Raw genomic sequence first — 7,007 nt, forward strand, 5'->3', positions numbered from 1 at the left:
TTTCTGCTATCATTAGGAATACGCAGAAAGAGATTTTTTAACGAAAATAATTGAACGATGAAATCATAAATGTTGAAAATTAAGTGAAAGAAAGAGGCGTAAAAAGATATGACTCAAGACTATATAGTAAAAGCACTGGCATTTGATGGAGATATCCGTGCGTATGCAGCGGTAACGACTCATGCAGTGCAAGAAGGACAAACAAGACATTACACATGGCCGACAGCATCAGCAGCATTAGGTCGTACAATGACAGCAACTGTTATGATGGGTGCCATGTTGAAAGGTGACCAAAAATTAACTGTCACTGTAGATGGCCAAGGTCCAATCGGACGTATTGTAGCAGATGCGAATGCGAAAGGCGACGTACGCGCATACGTTACGAATCCACAAACACATTTCCCATTAAATGACCAAGGTAAATTAGATGTGAAACGTGCAGTGGGTACAAACGGTACATTAACAGTTGTTAAGGATGTAGGGATGAAAGATTACTTCTCTGGTTCAAGCCCGATTGTGTCAGGTGAACTAGGTGAAGATTTCACATACTACTATGCGACAAGTGAACAAGTCCCATCATCTGTTGGTTTAGGTGTGCTTGTAAATCCAGATAACTCTATCAAAGCAGCAGGTGGCTTTATTATTCAAGTCATGCCGAATGCGAAAGAAGAGACAATTGAAAAAGTTGAACAAGCCATCACACATATGACACCAGTATCTCAATTGATTGATCAAGGATTATCACCAGAAGAACTGTTGACTGAGATTTTAGGTAAAGAACATGTGAAATTCTTAGAAACAGTACCCGTGAAATTCGAATGTAACTGCAGTCATGAAAAATTCTTAAATGCGATTAAAGGCTTAGGTGAAGCTGAAATTCAAAGCATGATTGATGAAGACCATGGTGCAGAAGCAGAATGTCATTTCTGCCGTACGAAATATCACTATAGTGAAGCGGAACTTAAAGGTTTAATCGAAGAACTGCATGCTAAATAAACACATTGAAAAGCGAGACGATCAGACGTCTCGCTTTTTTACTGTAACGAATCACAGTGTAAGACGTTTCTTTTATGGGAAAAGAGGAAATAATAAAGAATAGAGACAATGAACTTGTGGAACAATGTATAAATCTGATAAAATAATAATATCCGATGAAATAGATAAGGTTTAATAGAAATAATGGCATGACTAAGCATCAGAATTGAATTGTTTCGGGGTATTATTAATGAGGTTCTGGTGACTTAATTAAATATCTTTTAAGAATAAAGGAGCGTTTTTTTATGGCAAATAAACCCGTAGATAACATTGTACAACTGATTGGAGATACACCTGTAGTTAAATTGAACAACATCGTACCAGAAGATGCTGCAGATGTTTATGTTAAATTAGAGTATCAAAACCCAGGTGGTTCAGTAAAAGACCGTATCGCTTTAGCGATGATCGAGCGTGCTGAACAAGAAGGAAAAATCAAACCAGGTGATACAATTGTCGAACCTACAAGTGGTAACACAGGTATCGGTTTAGCATTTGTTGCAGCAGCAAAAGGTTACAAAGCTGTATTCACAATGCCTGAAACAATGAGTCAAGAGCGTCGTAACTTATTAAAAGCATACGGTGCAGAAGTTGTATTAACACCTGGATCTGAAGCAATGAAAGGTGCTATTAAAAAAGCAAAAGAATTAAAAGAAGAATATGGTTACTATGAACCACAACAATTCGAAAACCCAGCGAACCCGCTTATCCACGAATTGACAACAGGTCCTGAACTTGTAGAACAATTCGAAGGCCGTACAATCGATGCATTCTTAGCAGGTGTCGGTACTGGCGGTACATTAAGTGGTGTAGGTAAAGTCTTAAAAGAAAAATACCCTAGCATTCAAATTGTAGCAATCGAACCAGAAGGTTCTCCTGTCTTAAGCGGCGGCGAACCAGGCCCTCATAAATTACAAGGTTTAGGCGCAGGTTTCGTTCCTGACACATTAAACACAAACATTTATGATGAAGTTGTTAAAATCGGCAACGAAACTGCAATGGAAACTTCACGCAGAGTTGCTAAAGAAGAAGGTATCTTAGCAGGTATTTCTTCAGGTGCTGCAATTTATGCGGCAATCGAAAAAGCAAAAGAATTAGGTAAAGGTAAAACAGTTGTAACTGTACTTCCAAGTAATGGTGAACGTTACTTATCTACACCTTTATATTCTTTTGAAGGTAAATAAGTCAAACATTGATGAACTGCCGTTCGCATTTCTCTTTTTGAGAAATGGTACGGCGGTTTTTTCATTTCAAACACCTTTTGAACGCTTGGGGTCGGTCATATGTTAAAATTTTGATATAATGTATCACAGTTATGATGAAAGGAAGAGAGACATGGCACATACAAAAATCATGGGCATATTGAATGTAACACCTGATTCATTTTCTGACGGCGGCAAATACAATTCTGTAGATGCGGCGGTTGCACGTGTGAAGGAAATGATGGATGAAGGTGTCGACATTGTAGATATCGGCGGTGTTTCCACAAGACCAGGGCACAGTGAAGTGTTATTAGAAGATGAATTAGAACGCGTCATTCCAGTTGTTAAAGCACTCTCAGAATTTAATGTGCAATTGTCTGTCGACACGTTTCGCAGTGAAGTTGCGAAAGCAGCATTAGAGGCTGGCGCAACGATGATTAATGATCAATGGGCAGGTTTATATGACCCTAAAATGTTTGAAGTCGTTGCACAATACGATGCTGAAATTGTCTTGATGCACAATGGAGATGGACAACGTGAAGATCCTGTCATGGATGAAATGCTAGTTTATTTATTAAAACAAGCACATCGTGCAGAAACAGCAGGGGTTGCGACGAATAAAATCTGGATTGATCCAGGTATCGGCTTTGCGAAAACGAGATTGGAAGAACGAGAAGTTATGGAGCGACTGGATGAATTAGTTGCGACAGAATATCCAGTATTGCTTGCGACGAGTCGTAAACGCTTCATCAAAGAAATGATGGGTTCAGACGAAGGACCAGAAGATCGTGATGAAATGACAGCAGCAACGACTGCTTATGGTGTGATGAAAGGTGTGCAAGCGGTACGTGTACATAATGTAAAACTCAATGCGCGTATTGCACATGGCATTGATTATTTAAAGGAGATTGAACGATGAAAGATCGTATATTTTTAAATGGTATGAGATTTTATGGTTATCATGGAGTCTTATCAGCAGAAAATGAAATTGGGCAAATCTTTGTCGTAGATGTTGAATTAACGACTGATTTAACTGAAGCAGGAAAGTCCGATCAAGTAGAAGATACGATCAACTATGCGGAAGTCTATGCGGATGTGAAAGAAATTATGGAAGGGGAACCTAAAAATTTACTCGAACATCTCGCAGCACTTATTGCAAATCGTATAAATTCACACTATAATCGGGTATTGGAAACTAAAGTACGTATAACAAAAGAAGTACCGCCGATTCCAGGTCACTATGATGGCGTAGGTGTGGAAATTACAAGGGTGAATCAAAATGACTGATGTATTTTTAGGACTCGGCAGCAATGTCGGAGACCGAGAAAACCAATTAAAAGAAGCAATACGTTTATTAGATGAACAATCTGGTATTAAAGTAGTGAAAGTTTCATCATTTTATGAAACTGAGCCTGTCGGTTATGTCGATCAACCGGATTTTTTAAATTTATGTGTGGAAATTCAAACAGAACTATCACCAAAAGCCGTCCTTGAAAGGGGCTTGGCGATTGAACAGCAACTGCATCGTGTACGTAAAGAACGTTGGGGTCCGCGTACTTTAGATATCGATATCCTGTTATATGGTGACCAAATCATTGAAGAACAAGATTTGACGATTCCGCATCCACGAATGACAGAACGTGCTTTTGTCTTGATTCCGCTGCAAGAGATTGCACCAAATAAGGTAGAGCCAAGAACACAAACCAAAATTAAAGATATAACTGTTCCTAACGAAACTGTGAAAAAAGTTCAATAAACGTAAGAGATAGATTGAGAGGTAATAATTATGTGGAAGATTGGAGATGTAGAAATCGACAATAGAGTCGTACTCGCTCCTATGGCTGGGGTGTGCAACTCTGCATTCAGATTGACTGTCAAAGAGTTCGGTGCGGGTTTAGTCTGCGCTGAGATGGTCAGTGACAAGGCGATTTTATTCAATAACCCAAAAACAATGAATATGTTGTATATAGATGAAAATGAACGTCCGTTATCGTTGCAGATTTTCGGCGGTGAGAAAGAAAGTTTAGTCGAAGCTGCAGTTTATGTTGATCAAAATACAACAGCTGATATTATTGATATTAATATGGGGTGCCCAGTGAATAAGATTATCCGTTGTGAAGCGGGTGCAAGATGGCTGCTTGACCCTAATAAGATTTATGAAATGGTATCTGCAGTTGTTGAGAAAGTCAATAAACCTGTTACATGCAAAATGCGTATTGGTTGGGATGACGATCATATATACGCAGTGGAAAATGCGAAAGCGGCAGAACGTGCAGGAGCATCTGCGATTTCATTACATGGCCGTACACGTGTGCAAATGTATGAAGGTAAAGCAGATTGGGATATTATCAGACAAGTGAAAGAAGCGGTTAATATTCCAGTTATCGGCAACGGAGATGTGACAAGCCCTGAACTCGCGCAAAAAATGCTGGATGAAACTGGCGTAGATGCGGTGATGATTGGGCGCGAAGCTTTAGGCAACCCATGGATGATTTACCGTACAGTCCATTATTTAGAAACAGGCGAGCTGATGGATGAACCGACAGTGAAAGAAAAAGTAGAAATTGCTTTATTACATCTGCGCCGACTAGTAGAATTAAAGGGTGAGAAGGTTGGCGTTATGGAAATGCGCAAACACGCTTCATGGTACCTAAAAGGTGTTAAAGGCAACGGAAAAGCCCGTAAAGCATTAAACCAAGCCAACACAGAACAAGAAATGATTGATATCCTGCAGAATTTCCAAAAAGAAATTACTGCAGATAAAGCAACACAAGAAGCTTAATAAGGAGAGATAACATGTCAGAAGAAATGAATGACCAAATGCAGGTCCGCCGTCAAAAATTACAAGAATTAATCGATTTAGGAATTGATCCGTTCGGCCAACGCTTTGACCGTACAGCAAGCGCAGCTGAACTACACGAAAAATGGGATGCTTTCTCTAAAGAAGAATTACATGAAAAAGAAGATGAAAGCCACGTCTCAATCGCGGGTCGTTTAATGACAAAACGTGGTAAAGGTAAAGCTGGATTTGCGCACGTTCAAGATTTATCTGGTCAAATCCAAATTTATGTCCGTAAAGACCAAGTCGGTGAAGAACAATTTGATATTTGGAAAATGGCAGATTTAGGAGATATTATCGGTATTGAAGGTGTTATGTTCAAAACAAACACAGGTGAATTAAGCGTCAAAGCGAAATCATTCATCATGCTTACAAAATCATTACGTCCATTACCAGATAAATTCCATGGTCTTCAAGATATTGAACAACGTTATCGTCAACGTTATTTAGACTTGATTACAAACCAAGAAAGTACAGAAACATTTATCAACCGTAGTAAAATCATTCAAGAAATGCGTAATTACTTAAACAGCAAAGGTTTCTTAGAAGTAGAAACACCAATGATGCATCAAATCCCTGGTGGTGCAGCAGCACGTCCATTCGTGACACACCATAATGCATTAGATGCGACACTATATATGCGTATTGCGATTGAACTTCACTTAAAACGTTTAATCGTCGGCGGTTTAGAAAAAGTATATGAAATCGGCCGTGTATTCCGTAATGAAGGTGTATCAACACGCCATAACCCAGAGTTCACAATGATTGAACTTTATGAGGCATATGCTGATTTCCATGACATTATGGACATTACAGAAGGTACAATCCGTCATATTTCAAATGCGGTACTTGGTACAGCAGTCATCCCTTACGGTGATTATGAAATTGATTTAGAATCTGACTGGAAACGTGTACACATTGTAGACGCTGTTAAAGAAGCAACAGGTGTAAACTTCTATGATGTAAAATCTGATGATGAAGCACGTGCATTAGCTAAAGAACATAACATTGAAATTACAGATCATATGACATATGGTCATATTTTAAATGAATTCTTTGAACAAAAAGTAGAAGAAACATTAATTCAACCTACTTTCGTATATGGTCATCCGATTGAAATTTCACCATTAGCTAAGAAAAATCCGGAAGATCATCGTTTCACAGATCGTTTCGAATTATTCATCGTGGGTCGTGAACATGCGAATGCATTCACTGAGTTGAATGATCCAATTGACCAAAGAGAACGTTTCGAAGCGCAATTGAAAGAAAAAGAACAAGGTAATGACGAAGCACACGAGATGGACGAAGACTATATCGAAGCATTAGAATACGGTATGCCTCCAACTGGTGGTTTAGGTATCGGTATCGATCGTCTTGTTATGTTATTAACAAACTCACCATCTATCAGAGACGTATTATTATTCCCATACATGCGTCAAAAATAAGCTGAGTACTTAACAAAATGAATAATCAAGCAGGCGTGTCACCTTTTAAGACACGCCTGCTTTTATATGTATAAAGGGCCTCAAAAAGCACATGATTTCTTATAAAAAGAGAGGGAGGTCGGCAATTGTAAATATCTTTTAAAAAACTTTCGCAAAGCACTTGCATAATTTTCAAAACCCTGTATAATTGTTAATTGTTCTACGAAATAAAGCAACGTTTTATGAGCAATCTTGCATGAATATAAATTCTTAAAAAAGATGATACATAAGTGTTGACATAAAAGACCAAATGTAGTAATATTAAAGGGTCGTCAAAAAGAACGCGTTACAATTTTGTAAAAAAGATTTTAACTGAGTGTAAAATTGACTATTGCAAATGTTAACGAAAGAAGTTAAAATAATTTAAGTGAGTTATTGAAACGCACATAATTAAATAATTTAAAATATTGTCTGGTGACAATGGCAAAGAGGTCACACCTGTTCCCATGC

The 7,007-nt window shown here is 38.3% G+C and carries 7 protein-coding genes; all 7 read left to right on the top strand.

Going from position 1 to position 7,007, the window contains the following annotated elements:
• Positions 1-108 precede the first annotated feature (108 nt).
• The 7 genes from hslO (at position 109) to lysS (ending at position 6,518) form a co-directional block, all read left to right on the top strand.
• A complete protein-coding gene (hslO, locus tag HMPREF2937_RS02565; RefSeq protein WP_023016270.1) occupies positions 109-996 on the top strand; it encodes an Hsp33 family molecular chaperone HslO in 888 nt (295 codons plus the stop codon).
• 284 nt (positions 997-1,280) lie between these two features.
• The gene (cysK, locus tag HMPREF2937_RS02570) at positions 1,281-2,216 is read left to right on the top strand and encodes a cysteine synthase A (RefSeq protein WP_002481928.1); all 936 of its coding nucleotides are present in this window, start codon (positions 1,281-1,283) and stop codon (positions 2,214-2,216) included.
• Positions 2,217-2,367: 151 nt separating this feature from the next.
• The gene (gene folP, locus HMPREF2937_RS02575; protein WP_002481929.1) at positions 2,368-3,153 is read left to right on the top strand and encodes a dihydropteroate synthase; all 786 of its coding nucleotides are present in this window, start codon (positions 2,368-2,370) and stop codon (positions 3,151-3,153) included.
• A complete protein-coding gene (folB, locus tag HMPREF2937_RS02580) occupies positions 3,150-3,521 on the top strand; it encodes a dihydroneopterin aldolase (protein ID WP_023016268.1) in 372 nt (123 codons plus the stop codon). The genes folP and folB overlap by 4 nt, the downstream gene beginning before the upstream one ends.
• Positions 3,514-3,990 carry a 2-amino-4-hydroxy-6-hydroxymethyldihydropteridine diphosphokinase gene (gene folK, locus HMPREF2937_RS02585; protein ID WP_023016267.1) on the top strand — a complete coding sequence of 159 codons (477 nt, stop codon included), beginning with the start codon at positions 3,514-3,516 and terminating at the stop codon, positions 3,988-3,990. The genes folB and folK overlap by 8 nt, the downstream gene beginning before the upstream one ends.
• 30 nt (positions 3,991-4,020) lie before the next feature.
• Positions 4,021-5,016 carry a tRNA dihydrouridine synthase DusB gene (dusB, locus tag HMPREF2937_RS02590; RefSeq protein ID WP_023016266.1) on the top strand — a complete coding sequence of 332 codons (996 nt, stop codon included), beginning with the start codon at positions 4,021-4,023 and terminating at the stop codon, positions 5,014-5,016.
• A 14-nt stretch (positions 5,017-5,030) separates the two neighbouring features.
• Positions 5,031-6,518: a lysine--tRNA ligase gene (lysS, locus tag HMPREF2937_RS02595; protein WP_070863981.1), complete on the top strand. Its 1,488-nt coding sequence runs from the start codon at positions 5,031-5,033 to the stop codon at positions 6,516-6,518.
• Positions 6,519-7,007 lie beyond the last annotated feature (489 nt).

This window comes from Staphylococcus sp. HMSC061G12 (genome assembly GCF_001838465.1).
Lineage (GTDB): Bacteria > Bacillota > Bacilli > Staphylococcales > Staphylococcaceae > Staphylococcus > Staphylococcus simulans.